This is a genomic window from Methylobacterium crusticola (assembly GCF_003574465.1).
In the GTDB taxonomy this organism is placed as follows: domain Bacteria; phylum Pseudomonadota; class Alphaproteobacteria; order Rhizobiales; family Beijerinckiaceae; genus Methylobacterium; species Methylobacterium crusticola.
The window spans coordinates 1-22,182 of sequence record NZ_QOWC01000143.1; the positions used below are offsets into that span (position 1 = coordinate 1).

26 protein-coding genes and 1 riboswitch are annotated in these 22,182 nt (G+C 74.8%); of the genes, 9 read left to right on the top strand and 17 right to left on the bottom strand.

All coding sequences use genetic code 11. The features are described from left to right. Positions 1-79: 79 nt before the first annotated feature. Positions 80-191, top strand: a riboswitch (TPP riboswitch). A gap of 55 nt (positions 192-246) precedes the next feature. The 5 genes from thiC to DT057_RS26235 all read left to right on the top strand — a co-directional run bounded on the left by thiC (position 247) and on the right by DT057_RS26235 (position 7,025). Continuing rightward, positions 247-2,130: a phosphomethylpyrimidine synthase ThiC gene (thiC, locus tag DT057_RS26215; RefSeq protein WP_128565033.1), complete on the top strand. Its 1,884-nt coding sequence runs from the start codon at positions 247-249 to the stop codon at positions 2,128-2,130. A 799-nt stretch (positions 2,131-2,929) separates the two neighbouring features. Then, positions 2,930-4,912 carry a sensor histidine kinase gene (locus DT057_RS26220; protein ID WP_128565056.1) on the top strand — a complete coding sequence of 661 codons (1,983 nt, stop codon included), beginning with the start codon at positions 2,930-2,932 and terminating at the stop codon, positions 4,910-4,912. A gap of 65 nt (positions 4,913-4,977) precedes the next feature. Beyond that, positions 4,978-5,391: a response regulator gene (locus DT057_RS26225; protein WP_128565057.1), complete on the top strand. Its 414-nt coding sequence runs from the start codon at positions 4,978-4,980 to the stop codon at positions 5,389-5,391. Between the two features lie 67 nt (positions 5,392-5,458). Continuing rightward, positions 5,459-6,496 (top strand): sensor histidine kinase, encoded by a 1,038-nt coding sequence (locus tag DT057_RS26230; protein ID WP_128565034.1) that lies wholly within the window; start codon positions 5,459-5,461, stop codon positions 6,494-6,496. Between the two features lie 157 nt (positions 6,497-6,653). Then, entirely contained in the window at positions 6,654-7,025 is a 372-nt protein-coding gene (locus DT057_RS26235; RefSeq protein WP_203236381.1) for a hypothetical protein, read from the top strand. A gap of 91 nt (positions 7,026-7,116) precedes the next feature. Here the strand turns inward: DT057_RS26235 and flaF are convergent, their stop codons facing one another. Then, the gene (flaF, locus tag DT057_RS26240; protein WP_128565036.1) at positions 7,117-7,482 is read right to left on the bottom strand and encodes a flagellar biosynthesis regulator FlaF; all 366 of its coding nucleotides are present in this window, start codon (positions 7,480-7,482) and stop codon (positions 7,117-7,119) included. A gap of 162 nt (positions 7,483-7,644) precedes the next feature. Between flaF and DT057_RS26245 the strand changes: the two genes are divergently transcribed. Further along, positions 7,645-7,902 (top strand): hypothetical protein, encoded by a 258-nt coding sequence (locus DT057_RS26245; RefSeq protein WP_128565037.1) that lies wholly within the window; start codon positions 7,645-7,647, stop codon positions 7,900-7,902. A 50-nt stretch (positions 7,903-7,952) separates the two neighbouring features. Here DT057_RS26245 and DT057_RS36225 read toward each other — a convergent pair whose 3' ends face one another. The 10 genes from DT057_RS36225 to DT057_RS26290 form a co-directional block, all read right to left on the bottom strand. Further along, on the bottom strand, positions 7,953-8,096 hold the full coding sequence (locus tag DT057_RS36225) for a hypothetical protein (protein WP_203236383.1): 144 nt from the start codon (positions 8,094-8,096) through the stop codon (positions 7,953-7,955). Between the two features lie 101 nt (positions 8,097-8,197). After that, the gene (locus tag DT057_RS26250; protein WP_238313863.1) at positions 8,198-8,497 is read right to left on the bottom strand and encodes a hypothetical protein; all 300 of its coding nucleotides are present in this window, start codon (positions 8,495-8,497) and stop codon (positions 8,198-8,200) included. Positions 8,498-8,664: 167 nt separating this feature from the next. After that, positions 8,665-9,180: a metallophosphoesterase family protein gene (locus DT057_RS26255; protein WP_128565039.1), complete on the bottom strand. Its 516-nt coding sequence runs from the start codon at positions 9,178-9,180 to the stop codon at positions 8,665-8,667. Between the two features lie 151 nt (positions 9,181-9,331). Next, positions 9,332-10,348, bottom strand: a complete 1,017-nt coding sequence (locus DT057_RS26260) for an energy transducer TonB family protein (RefSeq protein WP_128565040.1) — start codon at positions 10,346-10,348, stop codon at positions 9,332-9,334. Positions 10,349-10,352: 4 nt separating this feature from the next. Continuing rightward, the gene (tolR, locus tag DT057_RS26265) at positions 10,353-10,844 is read right to left on the bottom strand and encodes a protein TolR (protein WP_128565041.1); all 492 of its coding nucleotides are present in this window, start codon (positions 10,842-10,844) and stop codon (positions 10,353-10,355) included. A gap of 83 nt (positions 10,845-10,927) precedes the next feature. Then, a complete protein-coding gene (locus DT057_RS26270; protein ID WP_128565042.1) occupies positions 10,928-11,620 on the bottom strand; it encodes a MotA/TolQ/ExbB proton channel family protein in 693 nt (230 codons plus the stop codon). Positions 11,621-11,668: 48 nt separating this feature from the next. Then, positions 11,669-12,139: a Tat pathway signal protein gene (locus tag DT057_RS26275; RefSeq protein ID WP_128565043.1), complete on the bottom strand. Its 471-nt coding sequence runs from the start codon at positions 12,137-12,139 to the stop codon at positions 11,669-11,671. Between the two features lie 276 nt (positions 12,140-12,415). Then, on the bottom strand, positions 12,416-13,504 hold the full coding sequence (locus DT057_RS26280; protein WP_128565044.1) for an ROK family protein: 1,089 nt from the start codon (positions 13,502-13,504) through the stop codon (positions 12,416-12,418). Positions 13,505-13,651: 147 nt separating this feature from the next. Further along, positions 13,652-14,035: a photosystem reaction center subunit H gene (locus tag DT057_RS26285; RefSeq protein WP_128565045.1), complete on the bottom strand. Its 384-nt coding sequence runs from the start codon at positions 14,033-14,035 to the stop codon at positions 13,652-13,654. Between the two features lie 32 nt (positions 14,036-14,067). Beyond that, the gene (locus DT057_RS26290) at positions 14,068-14,481 is read right to left on the bottom strand and encodes a response regulator (protein ID WP_128565046.1); all 414 of its coding nucleotides are present in this window, start codon (positions 14,479-14,481) and stop codon (positions 14,068-14,070) included. A gap of 261 nt (positions 14,482-14,742) precedes the next feature. Here DT057_RS26290 and DT057_RS26295 point away from each other — a divergent pair, with 261 nt between their 5' ends. From DT057_RS26295 to DT057_RS26305, 3 genes are all read left to right on the top strand, one after another. Beyond that, the gene (locus DT057_RS26295) at positions 14,743-15,756 is read left to right on the top strand and encodes a WD40 repeat domain-containing protein (protein ID WP_128565047.1); all 1,014 of its coding nucleotides are present in this window, start codon (positions 14,743-14,745) and stop codon (positions 15,754-15,756) included. 4 nt (positions 15,757-15,760) lie between these two features. Further along, positions 15,761-16,039 (top strand): hypothetical protein, encoded by a 279-nt coding sequence (locus DT057_RS26300; RefSeq protein ID WP_128565048.1) that lies wholly within the window; start codon positions 15,761-15,763, stop codon positions 16,037-16,039. Positions 16,040-16,161: 122 nt separating this feature from the next. After that, on the top strand, positions 16,162-17,391 hold the full coding sequence (locus DT057_RS26305; RefSeq protein WP_128565049.1) for a peptide ABC transporter permease: 1,230 nt from the start codon (positions 16,162-16,164) through the stop codon (positions 17,389-17,391). 19 nt (positions 17,392-17,410) lie between these two features. On the opposite strand, the gene DT057_RS26310 is transcribed toward DT057_RS26305, so the two are convergent. The 6 genes from DT057_RS26310 to DT057_RS26340 form a co-directional block, all read right to left on the bottom strand. Next, positions 17,411-17,692, bottom strand: a complete 282-nt coding sequence (locus tag DT057_RS26310; RefSeq protein WP_128565050.1) for a hypothetical protein — start codon at positions 17,690-17,692, stop codon at positions 17,411-17,413. A 275-nt stretch (positions 17,693-17,967) separates the two neighbouring features. Next, the gene (locus DT057_RS26320) at positions 17,968-18,396 is read right to left on the bottom strand and encodes a metallopeptidase family protein (protein ID WP_128565052.1); all 429 of its coding nucleotides are present in this window, start codon (positions 18,394-18,396) and stop codon (positions 17,968-17,970) included. 121 nt (positions 18,397-18,517) lie between these two features. Then, on the bottom strand, positions 18,518-19,249 hold the full coding sequence (locus DT057_RS26325; RefSeq protein WP_128565053.1) for a pyrimidine 5'-nucleotidase: 732 nt from the start codon (positions 19,247-19,249) through the stop codon (positions 18,518-18,520). Positions 19,250-19,387: 138 nt separating this feature from the next. Then, a complete protein-coding gene (gene argB / locus DT057_RS26330) occupies positions 19,388-20,305 on the bottom strand; it encodes an acetylglutamate kinase (protein ID WP_128565054.1) in 918 nt (305 codons plus the stop codon). A 140-nt stretch (positions 20,306-20,445) separates the two neighbouring features. Then, complete coding sequence (gene pseI, locus DT057_RS26335) at positions 20,446-21,495, bottom strand: pseudaminic acid synthase (RefSeq protein WP_128565055.1); 1,050 nt, start codon at positions 21,493-21,495, stop codon at positions 20,446-20,448. A gap of 69 nt (positions 21,496-21,564) precedes the next feature. Next, the coding region (locus tag DT057_RS26340) for a GNAT family N-acetyltransferase (protein WP_203236382.1) at positions 21,565-22,182 on the bottom strand (618 nt) is incomplete at its 5' end.

Consider the following 22,182-nt stretch of genomic DNA (forward strand, 5'->3'; position numbering starts at 1 on the left):
AACTGCCATTAACCCGAGTTCAGAGCCCTGGGCGCCGGCGCCCCGCGATTGACAAAGCCGCGGCGGGCGCCGAGAGTCCGGGCGTTCCGAGGGGGGCCCCGCCAGCAGGGGCTGAGATAGGACGAGCGTGCGTCCTGACCCTTGAACCTGATCCGGTTCATACCGGCGGAGGGACGGGAACCAGCCCATGAGACAAGCTCCCTGACGCCACCGTGAATCCGGATCTCCTCCAACCGGGAGAGATCCATGAACGCACCCGTGATCCCGCCGAAGGGCGTGCCGCAGACCGTCACCACCGGGCCCGTCGCCGGCTCCGCCAAGGTCTACGCGAGCCCGGCGGGCCGGCCCGACATCCGGGTGCCGTTCCGCGAGATCGTGCTCAGCGACCCGAAGGAGGCGGCGGTGCGGGTCTACGACCCGTCGGGCCCCTACACCGAGGCGCAGGCCCGCATCGACCTCAGCGCCGGCCTCGCCCCGGTGCGCGCCCCCTGGATCGAGGCCCGCGGCTACGGCGCCGTGGCTCCCCGCGCCGTCAAGCCGGAGGACAACGGCTTCGTGCCCGAGGACCGGCTCGTCGCCCCGTGCCCGGCCGCCCGCACCATCCGCAAGGCCGCCCCCGGCCAGATGACGACGCAGTACGAGTTCGCCCGGGCCGGGATCGTCACCGAGGAGATGATCTACGTCGCCCACCGGGAGAACCTGTGCCGGGAGGCCATGCTGGACCGGGCGCAGGCGGCGCTCGCCGACGGCGAGGGCTTCGGGGCGAGCGTGCCGGCCTTCATCACCCCCGACTTCGTGCGCGACGAGGTCGCCCGCGGCCGGGCCATCATCCCGGCCAACATCAACCACCCCGAGCTCGAGCCGATGGCGATCGGCCGCAACTTCCTCGTCAAGATCAACGCCAACATCGGCAACTCCGCCGTGACCTCGTCGGCGGCCGAGGAGGTCGAGAAGCTGGTCTGGGCGATCCGCTGGGGCGCGGACACCGTCATGGACCTGTCGACGGGCCGCAACATCCACAACATCCGCGGCTGGATCCTGCGCAACTCGCCCGTGCCGATCGGCACCGTGCCGATCTACCAGGCGCTCGAGAAGGTCGGCGGCGATCCCCTCAAGCTCGACTGGGAGGTGTTCAAGGACACCCTGATCGAGCAGGCCGAGCAGGGGGTGGACTACTTCACCATCCACGCCGGCGTGCGCCTCGCCCACGTGCCGCTGACGGCGCGCCGGGTCACCGGCATCGTCTCGCGCGGCGGCTCGATCATGGCGCGCTGGTGCCTCGCCGGGCACCGGGAATCGTTCCTCTACGAGCGCTTCGAGGAGATCTGCGACATCTGCCGGGCCTACGACGTCTCGTTCTCCCTCGGCGACGGGCTCCGGCCCGGCTCGATCGCGGACGCCAACGACGCCGCGCAGTTCGCCGAGCTCGAGACCCTGGGCGAGCTGACCAAGGTGGCCTGGGACAAGGGCTGCCAGGTGATGATCGAGGGCCCCGGCCACGTGCCGATGCACAAGATCAAGGTCAACATGGAGAAGCAGCTGCGGGAGTGCGGGGAAGCCCCGTTCTACACCCTCGGCCCGCTGACCACCGACATCGCGCCGGGCTACGACCACATCACCTCGGGGATCGGCGCCGCGATGATCGGGTGGTTCGGCACCGCGATGCTCTGCTACGTCACCCCGAAGGAGCACCTCGGGCTGCCCAACCGCGACGACGTGAAGACCGGCGTCATCACCTACAAGATCGCCGCCCACGCCGCCGACCTCGCCAAGGGCCACCCCGCCGCGCAGGTGCGGGACGACGCGCTCTCCCGCGCCCGCTTCGACTTCCGCTGGGACGACCAGTTCAACCTCTCGCTCGACCCCGACACGGCGCGGGCCTACCACGACGAGACCCTGCCGAAGGACGCCCACAAGGTCGCGCATTTCTGCTCGATGTGCGGGCCGAAGTTCTGCTCGATGAAGATCACGCAGGACCTGCGCGCGGACGTGCTGGCGATGGAGGCGGCGGGCGTCGTGATCGGCGAGGCCGCCCCCATGAGCGCGGCGGACCGCGAGGCTGGCATGGCGGCGAAGTCGGCCGAGTTCCTGGCGGAGGGCGGCAAGCTCTACGTGGACGCGGCGGAGTAGGCCGCGGCCGGGCCCGCGGGGGACCGTCCCCGTGCTGATGCCGGCGGGCACGGCCCCGCACGGGGCGCCCGAGGCGGGCGGGGCCCGCGAGGGGGCGTGGCGGCGCACGATCGTCGCCCGCCTCGCCACCTTCGCGCTGGCGCTGGTGCTGCCGATCCTGGCCTTCGTCGGGGTCGTCCTGTGGCAGTTCGGCACGACCGCGCGGGAGCGCCTGGAGGCCGAGGCCCTCGGGCGCGCCCGCATGGCGGCGGCGGCCGTCGACCGGGACGTCGCCGGCCTCGTGGCGATCCTCGAGACGCTGGGGCTCGCCAACTCCCTCCAGCGCGGCGACGTCGGGGCCTTCCGGGTCCAGGCGGAGGAGCTGCGCCGGCGCACCGGCCTCGAGGCCGTCCTGCGCGACCCGGACGGCCGCGCCCTGGTCGATCTCGGCCCGGCCCCGGGCGCGCCGCCCGGCTCCCTCGACGCCGCGGACGAGGGGGCCCTCGGCGGCCGGCCCGCCGTGTCCGGGGTGGTCGCGGCCGTCCCCGCGGAGGCCTCGCGCTTCCGCGCGGTGGTGCCGGTGCTGCGCCACGGCGCGAACACGGTCCTGTACCTCCTCTCCTTCACCCTGCCGGTCGAGCGGGTGCGCAGCCTCCTCATGGCGGGTGGGGTGCCGGAGGGCTGGGTGGTGACCGTGGTCGACCGGGACGACCGCATCCTCGCGCGCACCCGCGTCCCGGAGCGCACCGTCGGCGCCCTCGTGCCCGACAGCCTGCGCGCCCGGGCGACCGGCCTGGAGGGCTCGTGGCACGGCGACTCGATGGAGGGCGTGCCGGTCTTCGTCGCCTACGCGCGGGCCGGCCTGTCCGACTGGCGCGTCGCCGTCGGGGTGCCGTTCGAGGCCCTGTCGGCCCCGGTCCGCCGCTCCCTCGCCTGGTTCGCGGGGCTCGGGGCGGCGCTGGCGGCCCTGGCGGCCGCCCTCGCGCTCGGCTTCGCCCGCCGCATCGCCGCGCCGCTGCGGGCCCTGCGCGCCCAGGCCGAGGCGCTCGGGCGCGGGGGAACGCCGGCGCCGCTCGCGGGCGTCCTCACGGAGGTCGAGGCCGTGAGCGCGGAGCTCGCCCGGGCGGCGGAGCGCCAGCGCGAGCGGGTGGTGGAGCGCGAGCGGGCCGCCGCCGCCCTGCGGGCCGAGACCCAGCGCCTGGAGGTGCTCAACCGGGTCGGCACGGCGCTGGCGAGCGAGCTCGACCGGCAGCGCCTCGGCGACGCCGTGGTGGAGGCGGCGACCCGGCTCACCGGCGCGGCCTACGGGGCGCTGTTCGAGCGGCGCCCGGCGGCGGACGGCGAGCCCGAGAGCTGGCGCCTCCTCAGCCTCACGGGCGCGCCGCGCGAGGCCTTCACGCGCTTCGGGCTGCCGCGGGCGACCGGCCTGTTCGGCCCGACCTTCCGGGCGGAGGGGCCGGTGCGCAGCGGCGACGTCACCCGCGATCCCCGCTACGGCAGCCACGGCGGCATGCCGGAGGGCCACCTCGCGGTGCGCAGCTACCTCGCCCTGCCGGTGACCTCCCGCGCCGGCGACACCCTCGGCGCCCTGCTGTTCGGCCATCCCGAGCCCGACCGCTTCGGCGCGCGGGAGGAGGGGCTGGTCGCGGGCCTCGCCGGCCAGGCCGCGGTCGCCCTCGACAACGCGCGCCTGTTCGCGTCCGTGCAGCGCAGCCAGAACCGCTTCGCCGCCGCCGTGCAGGCGGTGCGGGGCGTGCTCTGGACCAACGACGCGGAGGGCCGGATGTCGGGCGACCAGCCGGCCTGGTCGGCCCTCACGGGCCAGGCGCCCGAGCAGTATCGCGGCTACGGCTGGGCCGACGCGGTGCATCCGGACGACCGCGAGGCCAGCATCGCGAACTGGAACGCCGCCGTGGCGGAGCGCCGGCGCTACACGCACGAGCACCGGGTGCGCCGGCGCGACGGCGCCTGGCGCACCTACGCGATCGACGCCGTGCCGGTGCTCGATCCGGACGGCGCGATCCGCGAGTGGGTCGGCGTCCACACGGACATCACCGAGCAGCGGGCCGCGGAGGCGGCCCTGCGCGAGTCGAACGAGGAGATCCAGCGCTACGCCTACATCGTCAGCCACGACCTCAGGGCGCCCCTCGTCAACATCATGGGGTTCACGAGCGAGATCGAGGCGGGCCGGGAGGACATCCGGGCGGCGCTCGCGGGCCGGGCCGAGGCCGCGCGCATCGACGCCGACCTCGCCGAGGCGGTCGGCTTCATCAAGGCCGCGATCACCAAGATGGACGGCCTCATCAACGCCATCCTGAAGCTGTCGCGGGAGGGCCGCCGGAGCTTCCAGCCCGAGCCGCTGGAGATGACCGCGCTGGTGCGGGGCCTGGCGGACGCGCAGCGCCACCAGGCCGACGTGGCCGGGGCCGGGATCACGGTCGCGCCGCTGCCCGGGATCGTGGCGGACAGGCTGGCGGTGGAGCAGATCTTCGGCAACCTGATCGACAACGCCATCAAGTACCTCGACCGGGGGCGCGCGGGCCGCATCGCGGTCAGCGCCGCGGTGGTGGACGGCCAGGCGGTGTTCGCGGTGGCCGACAACGGCCGCGGCATCGAGGCCCGCGACCACGCCCGGGTGTTCGAGCTGTTCCGCCGCGCCGGCCTCCAGGACCGGCCGGGGGAGGGCATCGGGCTCGCCCACGTGCGCACCCTGGTGCGGGCGCTCGGCGGGCGAATTGAGCTTGCCTCGGTCGTCGGGGCTGGTACGACGTTCCACGTGACGTTGCCGCTGCGGCCCGCCTGATCCCGGCCCTCCGCGCCCCACCTCGAGCGTCAAGGAGTGTCGCGGTGCCGGCCGTTCACATCGTGATGATCGAGGACGACGAGGGCCACGCCCGCCTGATCGAGCGGAACATCCGGCGCGCGGGCGTCAACAACGTCATCGAGGCCTTCCGGGACGGCACCTCGGCCCTCGCCATGCTGCTCGGGCCCGACGGGAGCGGCGAGGTCAATGCCGGCCGGCCGCTCCTGATCCTGCTCGACCTCAACCTGCCGGACATGACCGGCATCGACATCCTGCAGATCGTGAAGTCGAACCCGCACCTGCGCCGCTCGCCGGTCGTGATCCTGACCACCACGGACGACCAGCGCGAGATCCAGCGCTGCTACGACCTCGGCTGCAACGTCTACATCACCAAGCCGGTGAACTACGAGGGCTTCGCCAACGCGATCCGGCAGCTCGGCCTGTTCTTCTCGGTGATGCAGGTTCCGGAGACCGCGTGACCACGGACGCCGCCCCGCACGAGGCCAGAGCGGCCCTCCGCCCGGCGAGGCGGCGGGGCGCCGCGCCGTGACGCCGTCCCCGCCGGTCCGCGTCCTCTACATCGACGACGATCCCGGCCTCGCCCGCCTGGTCTCCCGCACCCTCGCGGCCCGCGGCTACGTGGTCTCGCACGCGCAGGACGGGGCCGCCGGCATCGCCCTGATCGCGTCCGGATCCTTCGACGTGGTCGCCCTCGACCACCACATGCCGGTCGAGACCGGCCTCGACGTGCTCCCGCGCATCCGCGCCCTCCCGGACCCGCCGCCCGTGGTCTACGTCACCGGGTCCGAGGACAGCCGGGTCGCGGTCGCCGCCCTGAAGGCCGGCGCCGTCGACTACGTCTGGAAGGACCTCCAGGGACAGTTCCGCGAGCTCCTCGCGGAGGCGGTCGCGACCGCGGTGCTCCAGGACCGCCTGCGCCGGGAGAAGGAGCGGGCGGAGGCGGAGGTGCGCGCGGCCCGCGACCGGGCCGAGCTGCTGCTGCGCGAGGTCAACCACCGGGTCGCCAACAGCCTCGCCCTCGTGGCCGCCCTGGTGCGGATGCAGGCCAACATGGTGACGGACGCCGCCGCCCGCGCCGCCCTGGAGGAGACGCAGGGGCGCATCACCGCCATCGCGGGCATCCACCGGCGCCTCTACACCTCGGAGGACGTCCGGGTGGTGGCGCTCGACGCCTACCTGGCGGCGCTGGTCGAGGACCTCGACGCGGCGATGAACGACAGCGGCCGGCGCCACCGCATCCGGCTCGATTCCGACCCCGTGGAGGTCGCGACCGACAAGGCCGTCTCCCTCGGGGTGATCGTCACGGAGCTCGTCACCAACGCCTACAAGTACGCCTACCCGGAGGGCGTCACCGGCGAGATCCGGATCACGGCCCGGCAGGCGGGCGGGGCGCTCAGCCTGACGGTCGCGGATGACGGCGTCGGCTGGCAGGGCGGCGGCACCCCGCGGGGCACCGGCCTCGGCTCGCGCATCGTGCGCGCCATGGCGACGAACCTGCGCGCGCAGATCGCCTACGGGCCGGCGGCCCAGGGCACCGCCGCGAGCCTCGAGATCGCGCTCTGAGGCGCGGCCGAATGCCGGCGCCGGGTTGTCCCCAAATGCGTGCGGTCGCGGCAACGCTTCCTTCAGAGCGTTTCCGGTCGGGGAGCGGGCGTTAAGCTTCGGGTAGGCACGGGCAGGCTCTGATGCGGGCCTGTCGCTCATCAGGAGGGATGTCGCCGTGCTCGAGATCCGAAGCCTCGCCGCGGCGGTCGCCCCGGCCGTGATCGGTCCCGACGGGCCGGGCGCGAGGACGCCGGCCCGGACGCCGCCCGCGGACACGTCGCTCGACCCGGCGGTCACGCTCGACCTCAGCCCCGACGCCCGGCGCGACGGCGCGGGCGCGTCGCCGGACACGCCCGCATCCGAGCCCCAGGCGCTCTACCGGCGCGACCTCGACACGCAGCAGATGGTGTTCCAGGTCGTCGATCCCGACGGCTCGGTCGTCGACCAGCTGCCCACGGAGGCCGCCCTGCGGGCGCGGACCTACGCCCGCGAGGCGCAGGCCGCGCAGGCGACGCAGATCGGCAGCACCGTCGCGCGCACGGCCTGAGGCGGCGCCCGCGCGCCTGCGGCCGCCCGAAGCCCGTCGGGCGCCCGCCCGCCGAGCCCGGCCGTTGCCGCAACACCCCGGAGGCGCGGCCTCACGGGTTCCCGCGCAGGCCGCTCGCGAGCTCGCGGTTGATGCGGATCAGGGCGGTCAGCTTCTCGGCCCGCGGCTCCACCATCATGTCGACGGTGCGGGTGAACACGAACGCGCCGAGGCGCGCCATCGACTGCTTCAGCTCGGCCGGGAGCGGCGCCTCCGGCTCGGTCGCCGACGACGACAGGAGGGTCCAGACCTTGCGGTTGAAGCCGAGGGCCTCGTTGAGGGCGGGCTGCTGGGCGTCCCAGTTGTCCTGGATCGTCTGGAGGCGGGCGGCCGCCTTGATCAGCACCGCGGCCTCGGCCTCGCGGGGCGTCAACGCCGTCTGCGAGACCTTCGCGTAAGCGTTCGCCGCGTAGCTCATCGTGTCTGCCTCTCCGGTCGGCCGCGGCGCGGCGCGTGGAGAGGATGTGTCGCACCCATCTCTTAAGCTCAGGTTGTGATCGCGCCGTCAAATCGGGCGCGCGGCGACCCGGGCCCGGCCTGCCCTCAATCCGCTACGATGTCGGCTCAAGGACAGGCCACGATGCTGAACTTCCTCCTGGGCGCGCTCGCGGGCGCATTGATGGCCGCCGTGGCGACGATCGCCGCCGTGCGCAATCCGGACGTCCAGGTGAGGATGGGGCTGGTGCGGCAGGACCCGACGGTGGTTCAGGTCGTGCGCCGCCCGGACCCGGTCTGCCCGGCGCAGGCCGCGGCGCCCGGTGCGGCGGGGGCCGGTCCTCAGGTGGGCCAGCCCGAAATGCTGTTTGCCCGCCGGCGCTTCTGGTCGGTCGCGCCCTGACGGCCCCGCTCGCGCCGGACCGGAGCCGGCCCGGCGCGCGGGCGCGGCCTTCAGACCGAGCTGAGCAGGAACATCACCACGGTCGTCGCGGCGGTCGAGCCGAGGAAGCCGCACAGGGCCGCCTTGAAGGAGTGCGCCCCCGCGGCGGGAGCGGCGAGCCGGGCTTGCGTCTGGGTCTTGGCAGCGTCGATCATGGCGGGCGGTCCGGTGTCTCGTGCGGGCGGCTCTCGAAGCGGCGCCGCGAGGGCAGGAATGGGGGATTCGGCAGCGGGGCGGTGTGCGCTGGGGCACACGCTCAGTCGCAGCGGAAGACGCGCTTCTCCTGGCGCACCGAGCGCAGGGCGCTCTCGAGGTCGATGGACGCGACGGTGAGGCCGCACGCGTCGAGGCGGTCGCGGGCCTCGTCGTAGCGGTCCTCGGCATCGCCGAGGTTGTCGCAGACCCGGTCGCGGTCGCCCAGGCGGGCATCCTGGCGGGCCTGGAAGCGGAAGGCCGCGGCCTCGTCGACCTTGCGGCGGGCGCCGATGCAGGCCGGCTGGGCGAGGGCCGGTCCCGCCGCCAGCAGCAGAAGGACCGCCGCCAGCGGGCGGGCCAAGGGGGTACGTCGCGCTGTCGTCATCGCGTGAACTCTGAACGCTCGTGGGGGAGGGCCTGGTGCGGCGTTTTGCCTCGATGCCTGAGGCTTGCCGCGCCGTCCGACCGTGTAGGCGAGGAACGTCGCGCCCCGGCCGGGGGTTCCGTCCCGAACGGCCAAGATCGACGTCAGGAGACGATGGCGCGGCCGCGGCGGCGTCCCGCGATGGTGTCGAGGGTCACGGGCCGGAAGTCCCAGGCATCGACGCCGACGTCGTACTGCCGGGTGGCGGGCTTCAGCTTGCCGTGCGAGTGGCCGTGCAGGTTCACGACGCCGCGCCCCATCCGGTTCCAGGTCCGGAAGGCGTAGTGGCAGAGCACGAGATGCCGCCCGTCGACGTCGATCTCGGCGTAGTGGGCGACGCTGAGCCAGCCCGGCGCCGCGAGGGTCGCGGGCCCGTCGTTGTTGCCGACGATGAGGTGCTTGTCCCCGTTGAGGGCGGCGAGCAGCGCCGCGACCCGCTCGGGCGGCGGCCCGAGCGCGAAGTCCCCGAGGTGCCAGACCGTGTCGCCGGCCGCCACGGTCTCGTTCCAGCGCGCCACCAGGGCGGCGTCGTGCTCGGCCAGGTTCGCGAAGGGCCGCCGGTCGATGCGCAGCACCCGCGGGTCGCCAAAATGCGTGTCGCTGGTGAAGTAGACCGTCATGGGCCCGCAGCCGGCCTCCCTGGCGCGCGCCGCCGGCGCGCCGTCGGCGCCACGGTGGCGGGGCTGATCTGGCGCGGGAGCCGGATTTGTCACGCCCCCGCGCCGGCCCCGCGCCCGCCCGCGCGGGCGGATGGATCGCCGCCCCTCGCCGTCACTGGAAGCGCAGCGGCACCGAGAAGCTCTGCTGCGCCTGGGTCACGCCCTCGGGGGCCGGCGGCAGGCTGCTGCCGGGGGCGGCCGCCGCCAGGGCGGCGGCGTCGAGGCCGCCGTTGCCGCTGCTGCCGGCGAGCGCGGCGGCGAGGACGCGGCCCGAGCGCGCCACCGTGAAGCGGATCGTCACGGTGCCGCTTGCGCCGGCGGGATGCCGGGCCCGGGCCCGGATCGCGCTCGAGATCATCACGCCCCAGGCCCGGGCGGCGTTGGGGTTCGAGGCGGCGGCGGCGGAGCCGCCCTCGCTCTGGCGCGACGCGTAGGAGGTGGTGCGGCGCTCGCGGGCGGGCTCGACGGAGCGCTGCGCCGCCTTCGGGCGCGGCGCCTCGCGGCGCACCTCGCGGACCGGCTTGGGCGGCGGCTTGCGCGCCTCGACGGGCTTGGGCCTGGGCGGCAGCGGCTTCGGCACCGGCTTCGGCTCGGGCACGGCACGGGCCACCACGGCGGGCGGGGGCGGCGCCACCGGGGCCTCGGCGTTCGTCGAGGTGACGACCTGCTCCTCGGGCTCCTGCACGGCCTCCGTCACGGTCTCGGGCGGTCTCTCCTCCGGCACCGCCTCGGCCCTCTGGGGCTCGACCGGGCTCTCCTCGGGCTTCGTCTCGGGCGTGTCGGGCGGCGCCTCCACGGGCCTCGTCTCGGAGGGCGGCTCGACGACCGGCTGCTCCTTGGCCTCGACCACGTCGGCGGGCGGGGGAGCGGCGTCGGGGTCCCGGGCCTCGTTCGGCACGTCGATCGCGGCGAGGTCCGGGGCGAGGTCGATGGCGATCTCGTTCTCGCCCGGCGGCGGCGGCGGGGCGGCGCGCCAGAGCGTCAGCGCGCCGAGGGCGCCCGCGTGCAGCAGGAGGGCCGCCAGGAAGGCGAGGCCGAGGCCCGGGCCCGGGTTGCGCGGCGCCGGCGCCCCGGCCGCGACGTCCGGGTTCGTCGCGAGGTCCGGGTTCGTGGTGGCGTGCGAGCTCATGGGCCTACTGCGCGGGTGCGGGCGCGGCCGGGGCGGCGGGCGCGGGCGCGCCGCCGGCCCCGCCGGACGGGGCGCTGGCGATGAGCGAGACCTTGGCGAAGCCGGCCTGCCCGACGAGGCCCATGACCTCCATGACCTTGCCGTAGGGCACGTCCTTGTCGCCGCGCACGAGCACGGTCTGGCCCGGATCCTGGGCCGCCAGCGCCTTGAGCCGGGGCAGCGCCTCGCCGGCGGGCAGGGGGTCCTTGGCGAGGAAGGCCTGGCCCTCCTTGTCGACCGAGACCACCACGGGCTTCTTCGACTCGGAGGTCTTGGCGGCCGCGGTCTTCGGCAGCTGCACCGGCACGCCGACCGTCATCAGGGGCGCCGCGACCATGAAGATGATCAGCAGCACCAGCATCACGTCGACCATCGGCGTGACGTTGATCTCGGACATCGGCGCGGCGTCGAACCCGTCCTCGTCGGCGGCGCCCGCCTGGAACGATCCCATACCCATCTGGCGGCCTCCGGCCGGGCCCGCCCGGCTGTCCGGGGCGGGCGCAGGCGCACTCGAGCGTGGCGGTGAGGGTGAAGGCGGCCCTACTCGGCCGCGGCGCTGCGGGCCTGGTGGCCGCGGTCGCGGGCGAGCCGGTTGCCCAGGGTGGCGATGCCGGCGACGAAGGCCGACTGCACCTTGGCGAGGTCGCTCGAGAACTTGTTGTAGGCGAGCACCGCCGGGATCGCCACCACGAGGCCGATGGCGGTGGCGAACAGCGCCTCGGCGATGCCGGGCGCCACCACGGCGAGGCTGGTGTCCTGGCTCTTCGCGATGGACGAGAACGAGTTCATGATGCCCCAGACCGTGCCGAACAGGCCGATGAACGGGGCCGCGGAGCCGGCGCTGGCGAGGAGCGGCAGGCCGACCTGGAGCCGCTTCAGGTCGAGGGTGAGCGCGTTCCGCATGGCGCGCTCGATGCGCTCGCGGCGCTCCGCCCGGCTCTCGGTCGGGTCCTGGTCGCGCCAGGCCTCCTGCGCGGCGGCGATCACCCGGGCGGCGATGCCGCGGCCCCCCTCCGGCATGCCGCCCTTGGCGACCACGCCGGCGAACAGCCTCGCCTGCCGGCGCGCGCCGGCGAGGCGGATCAGCTTCTCGACGATCACGGTCCAGCAGGCGACGGAGGCGAGGATCAGGAGGATCATCACCCCCTTCACGATCGGATCGGCCTGGAGGAACAGGCCGACGAACGAGAAGTCGTGTCCTGCGGCCGCGGCCGGCGCGGTTGTCGGGTCCATCTGGCGGTCTCCGGGAACGGGGTGGGGCGGACGCGGGATCGGTCGGAACTAGCGCACGAACGGCGCGGCGCCCTTGGCGGAGGCGGGCTCGATGCGGTCGAGGCAGGTCTCGCGGGTCAGGTCCTGGCCCTCGCAGGCCGCCACGTCGTTCAGGAGGATGCGGCCGACCTGCGCGCAGGGCGTCGGCGCGATCTCGAACTGGCGCAGGGCCGTCTTGCGGGCCGGCACCGGCCCGAGCTCGACGAGGCTGCGCTTCTGGGCGACGCCGTCCTGGTCGAAGGTGAAGAGGTCGAGCTTGAGCGACCTGATCGGCCCGCCCTTGCCGTTCTCGACCATGAGGATCGCCTTGCAGGTCTCGCCCGCGGTCTCGAGCTTGTTCAGCTCGATGCGCATCGGTCCCTCGGCGGCCTGCGCCACCGCGGTGGCGAGGAGCACCAGCGAGAGGCAGAGGCAGAAGGCGAGGTCGAGCGCGAGATGCCCGATGCGGGACCGGAACCAGGGCAAACCTTGCGTCAGCACGTCTCGGACTCCTCTCGCGGCGACGGGGTCGGGGGCCTGGAAGTCGGGATAACGGGTCCGCGGCGCCGTGCGCGCCCGCCCCGGGGGGCGGGCCGTGCGGCACCTCTTCCGGATGATCCCGATCCGCTCCCGTTCGTTGGGCGGTGCCAGCCCTCGACGATCCGTCCCGTCCCGCCGGCCGGGACGGACTAACCGAGATGCCGTCGCGGGATCAAGCCTCGCGCAGAAATTCAGAGTGATTCCAGACTGTTATTCCGGCGTGCCGGGGCCGCCGGCTCAGGCCTCGTCCCGGGCCTCCGCCGCCCGGTTGCTGAAGCGGGCGTTGCCGAGCCCGGTCCCGATGGTGAGCACGCCCCAGCGGGGCACGTCGCGCATGAACGGCACCTCGCTCAGGCCCTGCACCACGGCGTCGTTGTGCATCACGATCATGGTCGGGTGGCCGTCGATCGTCGGGATCGCCTCGCGCAGGGCCCGCGGCAGGTTGAAGCGGCTGCTCTCCCAGTTGCCCGGCAGGTTCTGGCCGCCGCGGCTGATGCGGCCGTCCCCCTCGATCACGCCGGGGCAGCCGACGCCGATGAAGGGGGCGAGGGCGAGCCCGTCCCGGCGGGCGCGCTCCACGAGACCGGACAGCATGGCAGCCAGGCGCTCGACCGCCGCGTCGCGGCTCGGGCCCGGCTCCTCGCCGCGGTGGCGCCAGAGCTCGACGCGCCGGACCGCGGCGCGCGACAAATCGGGCGCCTTGCGCAGGTTCGTCGCCACCACGCCGGCCCGGATGTTGGTGCCCCCGATATCGACGGCGAGCAGGCTGTCGTGGCCGGAGAAGATCCAGGCGGGGGCGAGGTGGACGGCGCCGATGAGGCCGCCCTCGTCCGGGTGGTGGCGGATCGGCACCAGGGACAGGTCGGTGCCGGAGGCCTTCAGGATGACGGTGGCGCGCCCGATGACGAGGCGGCCGACGCGGCTGCCGCTCAGGCCGCCGCCGACCACGATGCGCGCGGTGTCGCGCCAGCCCTTGTGGCGCAGGAAGCGCCGCACCACGGTGGCGAGCTCCTGCGAGAAATCCTCGATCGCGCCCTGGATCACCCCGGCGGCCTCGGGCGTCCCCTCGAGCAGGAGCCGGTCGAGCTTCTTCTTCGTGAAGTCCTGGCTCGGGGTCGCGCCCAGCGGGTCCTCGCCGAGCTGGCGCAGGCGCTCGCGCCAATCCTCGATCAGGTCCCGGAAGGCGCGCTTGCTCACGCGGTCGCCGATGAAGCCGTCCTCGTCGCCGTCGCGCAGCTCGGCATTGTAGCTGTCGACCTCGACGGCGGGGAGCTGGACCGCCGCGTGGGGAATGTCCGCGACCGTGCGGGCAGGGCTCGTCGCCATCGTTCGACCGATCTCCGGAGCGCCGGCCCCGACCGGGCGGCCGGCACGACAACGGGCGGGAGGCCGCCGCGGTTCAGCTTGCGGGCGCCTGCCGCCGCGGCGGCCGGCTGCCGGGCAGAGGCCCCCGCGGGCCCGGGGACCCGGGCCTCACGGCTTCCTGGGCTCGGGCCTGCGCGGCTCAGGAGCCTTCGGGGCGCGGGATTCCTCGACCGCCTCCGCCTTCTCCTCGTCGGTGTCGCCGCCCTGCTCGATCGTCCGCTGGGGATCGGCGACGAGCCCGCGCAGGATCGCCACCACCTGGGCGCAGGCCGCCGGGTGCTTGTAGGCGTCGAGCACCACGGCGGCGTCCCGCAGGGTGCGCAGGTCGCGCACGGTCTGCGCGTTGGCGGGCTGCTGCAGCTCGGGCTTCTTCGCGATGGCGTCCTCCAGCCGCAGGCCGACGACGTCGCAGGCCGCGGCCGGCTCCTCGGCCGCGGCCGCGGGAAGGGCGGACCAGGCGAGGAGCCCGGCCAGGATGAGGATCGCGCGCATCGGTGTCGGGCTCCGGGTGGGTGACGGGGGGCTCAGTGCCCGAGGATGCGGTTGGCGAGGGCCACGATCTGGCTCGGGCGGTAGGGTTTCGGGACGAAGACCGAGCCGGCCACCGCCTCGCCCTCGCGCAGGCTATGACGCCCGCCCGACGTATAGACAACCGGCAGGCGCGGGGAGTGCCGCCGGGCGTCGCGGGCGAGGGCCACGCCGTTGGTGTTGCGGGCGAGATCGATGTCGGTGAACAGCATGTCGACCCGCTCGCGCCTCAGGATGCGGCCGGCCTCCTCGGCGTCGGCGGCGGTGAGCACCCGGTAGCCTTCCTCCGCCAGGGCCTCGGCGGCGATCTCGCAGACCATCGCCTCGTCCTCGACCACCAGGACCGTCGCGCAGGCGCCGCCGGGGAGGGCGCCCTGCGGCATCGTCACCGCGCAGGCAAACTGGATCATGACGCAACTCGCTCCAGGCGCCGGGGCCGCGCGCCGCCGGGTCGATCGGGAAACCGCCCGGACCGCGGCCGCGTTCGCGGCCGATGACTCGAAATGGCCGGGCTTGGTAAGCGAAGCCTTAACCCTGCGGGCAGGGCGGTTAACGGGCCGGGGAACCGGCGCGGGGGCCGCTCGCCCTTGCGCGGCGCCGGCCCATGTGAGAGGGGCCGGGTCTCCGGGCCCGAGGCCCGCACGCCGACGAGACGCCGGAAGGTCACGCCGATGAGCGCCAGCGCCGCCCCCTCCCTCACCCATGCGGTCGCCGGGATCGCCGCCGGGGCGCACGTCACCGGCGCCCACTGGCTCGGCGGGACGCTGGGGCTCGCCCTCGGCGACGGGACGGTGCTGCTGGTGGCCGGGGACGGCGCCGCCACCCGGGTCGCGGCCCACCCGGAGGGCGGCATCCTGGTGACGGCCGGCGACGGGCGGCGGGTCGTGACCGGGGGCGACGACGGCCGCATCGCGGCGACGCGGGCCGACGGCACGACCGAGACCCTCGCCGGCGCACCGAACGGCGCCTGGATCGACGCGCTGGCGCTGCATCCGGACGGGGCCGTGGCCTTCGGGGCCGGTAGGCGGGTGACCGCGCGGGACGCCAAGGGCCGCGAGCGCGTCTTCGAGGCGCCCTCGACCGCCCGGGGCCTCGCCTTCGCGCCCAAGGGCTACCGGCTGGCGGTCTCGCACTACAACGGCGCCACGCTCTGGTACCCGAACCTCGACGCGACGCCGGAGGCCCTGACCTGGAAGGGCTCGCACATCGACGTGACGTTCTCGCCGGACGGCCGCTTCGTGATCAGCACCATGCAGGAGAACGCCCTGCACGGCTGGCGCCTCCAGCCCGACCGCGGCCACATGCGGATGACGGGCTACCCCGCCAAGGTGCGCTCCTTCGCCTGGTCGGCGGACGGGCACTGGCTCGCGACCAGCGGCGCCGAGGCGGTGATCGTCTGGCCCTTCGACTCGAAGGAGGGCCCCACCGGCAAGCAGCCGCGGGAATGCGGGGTGCGCCCGGCGCGGGCGTCCCGGGTCGCCTTCCATCCCCGCGTGCCGGTGCTGGCGGCGGGCTACGAGGACGGCTGCGTGCTCCTGATCCGCCTCACCGACGCCACCGAGCTCCTGGTGCGGCCCGCCATCCGCGACAGCGGCGTCACGGCGCTGGCCTGGGACCCGGCGGGCGAGCGCCTCGCCTTCGGCTGCGCCGACGGCGAGGCCGGCCTCCTCACCCTGCCGCGCTGAGGCGATGGGCCTCCTCGGCGCCTTCCGCCGGTCCGAGCCCGCGGCCGCGCGGGCGCGGCGCGCCGACCGCGAGCGGGTCGCGGCCCTCGCCCGGGAGGCGGGCGGGTTCGGCCCGGCGGTGACCCTGACCGTCAGCGAGATCGTCTGCCCCGACCCGGCCTGCCCCGGCACCGAGACGGTCATCCTCGTGATGGCGCCGGGGGCCCGCACCCGCGCCTGCAAGGTCGCCAAGCCCGTCGAGGCCGTGACGGCGGCGGACGTCGCGGCGGCGCTCGCCGGCTGACCGGGCGGTCCGCCCGCCCCCCAGTGTTGCCGCGCATCTACAGCCCTGGTGCCCCCCCTCGACTAGGAGGGGAGACCAGCGCCGGCGCCCGGCCGACGCGCTGGCAGCCAGGTTGTCGCACCATGCCGCGCGCGACGTCGCCCTCCACCGATCCCGCGGTCGACGCGGCCGCGCTGCTGCGCCGTCTCGGCTTCTTCGGCCTGATGGTGGCGGTGCCGGCCTCCGCCCTGCTGTCGCGCCGCGCCGTGGTCATCCTGACGCCGATCGCCATCGTGCTGCTGATTCTGGCCTCGGCCCTCGACGGGGCCCAGCGCCCCCTGGCGTCGGGCGCCGCGCGGATCGGGGGCTCGCGGGCGACGCTCGCGGGCGCGCTGCTGATCGGCTGGTGCGCCCTCTCGCTGATCTGGACGCCGTTTCCCGGCCCGGCGACCGAGCGCCTGCTCAACGTCGCGGCCGCGGTCGCCCTGACGATCGCCGGCACCCTCGCGCTCCCCGACCGGATGCGGTCGGCCAACCTCTACCTGCTCCCGGTCGGCGTCGGCGTGGCGGCGCTGGCGGCGGTGATGCTCGGGCTGTTCAGCGGGGCGTCCCTGCGGGGCGGCTTCGAGGACGACAGCGCCCTCGAGCGGGGGGCGATGCTGCTCGCGCTGCTGCTCTGGCCCGCGGTCGCCTGGCTGCGCTCGCGCCGGCGCGACGTCGAGGCGCTCGGGCTCGCCGTCATGGTGGCGCTCGCCCTCGTGCTGGCGCCGGGACCCGTCCCCCTGATGGCGCTGGCGGTCGGGGCCGCGGCCTTCGCGGCCTCGGCCTGGCGCCCGGCGGCCGGGGTGCGGCTGACGGCCGGGATCGCGGCCGGCCTCGTCGCCCTGGCGCCGCTGCTGCCCTTCGTGCTGCGCCCGGTCCTGACCCCGCTGCTCGGCCCGCTCCATCCCGGCGTGCTCGCCCTGCGGACCTGGCAGCGGGTGGTGACGGCCGAGCCCCTGCGGCTGATCACCGGCCACGGGTTCGAGACGGCGCTGCGCGGCAAGATGGTGGGCCTGCTGCCGGCCAACGCCCCGTCCTCGCTGCTGTTCGAGATCTGGTACGAGCTCGGCGTCGTCGGGGCCCTCGCGGCGGCCTACGTGCTCTGGAGCGCCATCCGCCAGTCGGGCCGCGACCACCCGGTGCTCACCCCGGGCGCCATGGCGACCGCCGCCACCGCCTTCGCGTCGGCCTGCCTCGGCCTCGGCACCACGGCGATCTGGTGGTTCACCAGCGTCACGATCGTGGTCCTGGTCTTCATCGCGACCGAGCGGGGCCAGTTCCGCACCAGCCGCCCCAAGGCGAGCGCGCTGCCGACGGGGCAGGCCCCCTGACGGGTCCGCCGCGGCCCCGTCACCCGGCGCCCAACACCGGGCCGGGCGCCTCGAAATGCCCCGCGAGCCAGGTGCGGGCGTCGTCGAGCGTCGAGAATGCCGGGGGCTTGGGGCCGCGGCCGACCCGCCCGAAGCCGACCTCCAGGAACCAGTGGCGCGCGAGGCCCGCCTCCTCGTGGAGATCCGGCTCGAGGTAGGTCAGGACCCCGATCAGGTCCCCGTCCACGAACGCGAGGCAGCCCGTGCTGTCCGGGCTGCCGGTGTGGATGCGGACGCGGTTCAGCTCGATCCTTGCACTCACGCCGCGCTCCCCCAGATGCCGCAGGCCAAAAGCAACATGACGACGATAGAGCATCCGTTCAGTGCAGGCAACGCAGCAGTGGGGAGCGTTTTTTGATCAGTAGATCTGTATGGTCCAACTGATCTGAGCTTTTATTGCTCAGTGGGCCCGGGAACAAGCCCGCACGATTGCACGACCTCACCTGGCCGGGCGGCGGCGGCTGGAGGCGCCGCGGCGGCCGCGGGGGCCGCGTCGGGAGGCGCCGGGGTTTCAGGCCTGCGCGTCGGCGGCGGGGCCTACGCCTCCGCGGCGGCCTCGATGGCCGCCATGTCGGCGTCCGACAGGCCGACATGGTGGCCGATCTCGTGCACCAGCACGTGGGTGACGAGGTGGCCGAGCGTCTCGTCGTGCTCGGCCCAGTAGTCGAGGAGGGGGCGCCGGTAGAGCCAGACCATGTTGGGGAGCTGGCCGGTGGCGAGGCCGACCGCCCCGCCGCCCTGCGCCAGCCCGGTCCCCCGGAACAGGCCGAGCAGGTCGAACTCGCTCTCGCAGCCCATCTCGTCGAGGGTCTCGTCGTCGGGAAAATCCTCGACCCGGATCACCACGCCCTCGCACAGGGCCCGGAACGCCTCCGGCAGGCGCGCGAAGGCGGCCTCGGCCAGTTCCTCGAAGGCCGCGAGGTCGGGGGCGGCGAGGCCGCTCCAGTCGGTCCGGGACGTCGCCATCGCGGGTCTCACCACAGGCGGAGCTGCTGGCCGAGGAGGTAGGCCAGCACCACCACGGCGGCGAGCCCGAGGCCGCGGCCGATGCGCCGGCCCCAGCGCTCGACGGGATCGTCCTCGGGGCTCACGCCGCCACCGCGGGGGCGACCCGCTCGGTCAGGAAGCCCGCGAGGTCGTTGGTGATGTGGTCGATGTGGGGGGCGCGCACCGCCTCCTGCTCGAACGCGTCCCGGAACGGGTCGACGGTGCGGGGCACCACCAGGACGGTCTCCATGCCGAGGTCGTGGGGCACCACGAGGTTCTTGGCGATGTCCTCGAACAGGGCCGAGCGGGTCGGGTCGACGCCGTGGCGGTCGAGGAACTTCTCGTAGGCCGAGCGCTCGGGCTTGGGCACGAAGTCGGCGGCCGCGATGTCGAACACGTCCTCGAAATGGTCGAGGATCCCGAGCTTGCGCGCCACGCTCTCGGCGTGACGGCGCGAGCCGTTGGTGAGGATCAGCTTGCGGCCGGGCAGGCCCTCGATCGCCCCGCCGAGGCCCGGGTCGAGGGCGATGCCGGAATGGTCGATGTCGTGCGCGAAGTCGAGGAACTCGTAGGGGTCGATCTGCCACTCGGCCATCAGCGCCCGCAGCGTCGTGCCGTAGCGGTGGTAGAAGTATTTCTGGAGCGCGCGGGCCGAGAGCCCGTCGAGCCCGAACAGGTTCATGACGTAGAGGGTGATCCGCTCGTCGACCTGCGGCCAGACGCGGGCGTCGTGCGGATAGAGCGTGTTGTCGAGGTCGAACACCCAGGTGTCGATCCCGGAGAAACCGCGGGCCTCCGGGGCCGTGAGGTGGCTCTCGCCTGGCAGGAGCAAGGGACGTTCCGACGACGATGGGGGCCCCGCGGCCCCCGGGCGACCACAATAGGCGAGCGCGGCCGGAAGGGAAGCCGGGCCCGGGCGCCCGAGGGCCGCGGGCCGCCGGAGGCGCGCCCGCGCCCGGCGTCGCCGGCTTCAGGCCCGCCGGTCGCGGCGGATCAGGGTCCCGGCGCCGTAATCGGTGAACAGCTCCAGCAGCACCGAGTGCGGCACCTTGCCGTCGAGGATCACCACCGCCTCGACGCCCTGCTCGATGGCGTAGATGCAGGTCTCGATCTTCGGGATCATGCCGGCCGTGATGGTCCCGTCGGCGATGAGCCGGCGGCAATCCTCCACCGAGAGCTCCTGGATCAGGTTCTTGTTCTTGTCGAGCACCCCCGGCACGTCCGTGAGGAGGAGGAGGCGCTTGGCCCGCATGGCGCCGGCGATCGCCCCCGCGAAGGTGTCGGCGTTGACGTTGTAGGTCTGGCCCTCGGCGCCCACCGCCACCGGGGCGAGGACCGGGATCAGCTCGGCCTTCAGCACCGCGTCGAGGACCGTGCGGTCGACGTGCTCGGGCTCGCCCACGAGGCCGAGGTCGACGTGGCGCTCGATGTGCGAGTCGGGATCGACCACCGTGCGGGTGGCGCGGCGCGCCCGCACCATGGTGCCGTCCTTGCCGCACAGGCCGATGGCCCGCCCGCCCTCGGCCGCGATCCAGCCCACGATCTGCTTGTTGATCGAGCCGGCCAGCACCATCTCGACCACCTCCACGGTGGCCTCGTCGGTGACCCGCAGGCCCTCGCGGAACTCGGACTTGATGCCGAGCCGGTCGAGCATCCGGCCGATCTGCGGCCCGCCGCCGTGCACCACCACGGGCTTCAGGCCGGACTGCTCCAGGAGCACGATGTCCTCGGCGAAGTCCTCCGCGGCGGCGCGGTCGCCCATGGCGTGGCCGCCGTACTTGATGACCACGATCTCCTGGTCGTAGCGCTGCATGTGCGGCAGGGCCTGCACCAGCACCTCGGCCCGCACGTGGGCGTTCGGCAGCTTGTCCGCTCCGGGCTGGCTCATCGCGGCGGGTTTCCTCTCGGGATCGGGACGGGACGGTCCGGGAACGCGGCCCGGCGCGGCGCGGGTCTAAGCATCATTCGGCGGCGTGTCCAACGCTTCGCCGCGGCGCCGGACCGGTGTCCGACGCGGCGGGGAGCGCCCTACGCCAGCATGTCCCAGGCCAGGGGCTCCCCCGCCGCGATCGCCCGGGCGGCGCGCCGGCCGAGCACCGCCGGCAGGTACTTTGGCGCCAGCCCGTGGCCGGGCCGGATCGAGCGCACGCTCGCGGCCGTGAGCACGGCGCCCTCCGGGATCGGCCGCACCGCCACGAGGGAGCGCCGGAACGCGAGGTTGCCGGCCTCCGAGCCCAGCACCTCGTAGCCGACGCGGCCGAGGGCGGCCCAGGCCGCCTTGCAGTCGCGCACCAGGGCCGCGAACTCGTCCGGCTCCAGCGAGAAGGCGGCGTCGGGCCCGCCGTCGGAGCGCGCGAGCGTCATGTGCTTCTCGACGATGGCGCCCCCGAGCACGACGGCGGCGACGGAGGCCGCGGTGCCGGGCATGTGGTCGGAGAGGCCCGACACCACCCCGAAGGCCTGGCCGAGATGCGGCACGGTGCGCACGTTGGCGTCCTGGATCGGGGCCGGGTAGGCCGAGATGCAGTGCAGGAGGGCGACGCCGCCGGCGCCGTGCCGGTGGGCCGTGTCGACCGCCTGCGCGATCTCGCCGAGGTTGGCCATGCCGGTCGAGATGATCAGCGGCTTGCCCTCCCGGGCCGCGCGGGCGATCAGCGGCAGGTCCACGATCTCGAACGAGGCGATCTTGTAGGCCGGGCAGCCGAGCCCGCTCAGGAGCTCGACGGCGGTGTCGTCGAAGGGCGAGGAGAACAGCGGCACGCCGTGCTCGGCGGCCCGGGCGAAGAGGCGCTCGTGCCAGGCGTAGGGCGTGTGCGCCTCGGCGTAGAGGTCGTGCAGGGTGCGCCCGGCCCAGGGGCCGTCGGCGATGCGGTATTCCGGCCGGTCCGATTTCAGCGTGATGGTGTCGGGCGTGTAGGTCTGGATCTTGATCGCGTCGGCCCCGGTCGCGGCGGCCGCGTCGATGAGGGCGAGCGCCCGGCCGATGTCGCCGTTGTGGTTGCCCGAGAGCTCGGCGATCACGAAGGGCGGATGCTCGGGCCCGATCGGGCGGCCGGCGAACGTCAGGGTCGGAGCCATGGGGCGGACAAAGCCCGGCGGAGGCGGGGCGTCAAGGGGCGGAGCCCCGGCGGGCCGGCGCGCCGGCGCCTACCCGTCCGCGAGGCTGCGCTCGTAGCGCAGCCACGGCGTCCCGGCCTGGACGAGGCGGAAGCCGGCGCGCTCGAAGACCGTCCGCGAGGCGGCGTTGTCGGCCCGCACGGCGGCGGCGAGGCGGCGGCAGAAGCCGGTGTCGGCGGCGTGGCCGCAGAGCGCGGCGAGCAGGCGGGCGCCGAGGCCGCGGCCGCGCAGGAGCGGCGAGACGGTGAGCGAGACCTCGGCGGCGACCCCGTCGGGCAGGCGGTCGAGGCGGAGCGAGCCGGCCGGCTCCCCGTCGGCCTCGGCGACGAGCAGGCGCGTGCGGCCGGGCTCGGCGAGGCGGGTCCGCAGCCAGGCGCCGTGGCCCTCCCAGGCCACGGCGTCGCTGCTGCGGGACATGGCCCGGGTCAGGGGGTCGTTGCGCCAGACCCAGAGCATCCGGGCATCCGCCGGCCCGGCGGGGCGCAGGGACAGGCGCCCGACCGGGCCGGGGGCCGGGACGGGCCGGAGGGCCTCGATGGCCTCGGCCACCCGCTCGGCACCGCGCCCGTCGCAGAGGCCGGCCGCCTGCCGCCCGAGGGCCGCGAGCGCGTCGGGCGCACCGCCGAGGGCCGCGAGGGCGGCCGCGAG

What these genes read in the sequence shown, in the direction of transcription:
- thiC (WP_128565033.1), top strand. Translation starts at nt 247, where the DNA reads ATGAACGCACCCGTGATCCCGCCGAAGGGCGTGCCGCAGACCGTCACC.
- DT057_RS26220 (WP_128565056.1), top strand. Translation starts at nt 2,930, where the DNA reads ATGGAGGGCGTGCCGGTCTTCGTCGCCTACGCGCGGGCCGGCCTGTCC.
- DT057_RS26225 (WP_128565057.1), top strand. Translation starts at nt 4,978, where the DNA reads ATGATCGAGGACGACGAGGGCCACGCCCGCCTGATCGAGCGGAACATC.
- flaF (WP_128565036.1), bottom strand. Translation starts at nt 7,482, where the DNA reads ATGAGCTACGCGGCGAACGCTTACGCGAAGGTCTCGCAGACGGCGTTG.
- DT057_RS26245 (WP_128565037.1), top strand. Translation starts at nt 7,645, where the DNA reads ATGCTGAACTTCCTCCTGGGCGCGCTCGCGGGCGCATTGATGGCCGCC.
- DT057_RS36225 (WP_203236383.1), bottom strand. Translation starts at nt 8,096, where the DNA reads ATGATCGACGCTGCCAAGACCCAGACGCAAGCCCGGCTCGCCGCTCCC.
- DT057_RS26255 (WP_128565039.1), bottom strand. Translation starts at nt 9,180, where the DNA reads ATGACGGTCTACTTCACCAGCGACACGCATTTTGGCGACCCGCGGGTG.
- DT057_RS26260 (WP_128565040.1), bottom strand. Translation starts at nt 10,348, where the DNA reads ATGAGCTCGCACGCCACCACGAACCCGGACCTCGCGACGAACCCGGAC.
- tolR (WP_128565041.1), bottom strand. Translation starts at nt 10,844, where the DNA reads ATGGGTATGGGATCGTTCCAGGCGGGCGCCGCCGACGAGGACGGGTTC.
- DT057_RS26270 (WP_128565042.1), bottom strand. Translation starts at nt 11,620, where the DNA reads ATGGACCCGACAACCGCGCCGGCCGCGGCCGCAGGACACGACTTCTCG.
- DT057_RS26280 (WP_128565044.1), bottom strand. Translation starts at nt 13,504, where the DNA reads ATGGCGACGAGCCCTGCCCGCACGGTCGCGGACATTCCCCACGCGGCG.
- DT057_RS26285 (WP_128565045.1), bottom strand. Translation starts at nt 14,035, where the DNA reads ATGCGCGCGATCCTCATCCTGGCCGGGCTCCTCGCCTGGTCCGCCCTT.
- DT057_RS26290 (WP_128565046.1), bottom strand. Translation starts at nt 14,481, where the DNA reads ATGATCCAGTTTGCCTGCGCGGTGACGATGCCGCAGGGCGCCCTCCCC.
- DT057_RS26295 (WP_128565047.1), top strand. Translation starts at nt 14,743, where the DNA reads ATGAGCGCCAGCGCCGCCCCCTCCCTCACCCATGCGGTCGCCGGGATC.
- DT057_RS26300 (WP_128565048.1), top strand. Translation starts at nt 15,761, where the DNA reads ATGGGCCTCCTCGGCGCCTTCCGCCGGTCCGAGCCCGCGGCCGCGCGG.
- DT057_RS26305 (WP_128565049.1), top strand. Translation starts at nt 16,162, where the DNA reads ATGCCGCGCGCGACGTCGCCCTCCACCGATCCCGCGGTCGACGCGGCC.
- DT057_RS26320 (WP_128565052.1), bottom strand. Translation starts at nt 18,396, where the DNA reads ATGGCGACGTCCCGGACCGACTGGAGCGGCCTCGCCGCCCCCGACCTC.
- argB (WP_128565054.1), bottom strand. Translation starts at nt 20,305, where the DNA reads ATGAGCCAGCCCGGAGCGGACAAGCTGCCGAACGCCCACGTGCGGGCC.
- pseI (WP_128565055.1), bottom strand. Translation starts at nt 21,495, where the DNA reads ATGGCTCCGACCCTGACGTTCGCCGGCCGCCCGATCGGGCCCGAGCAT.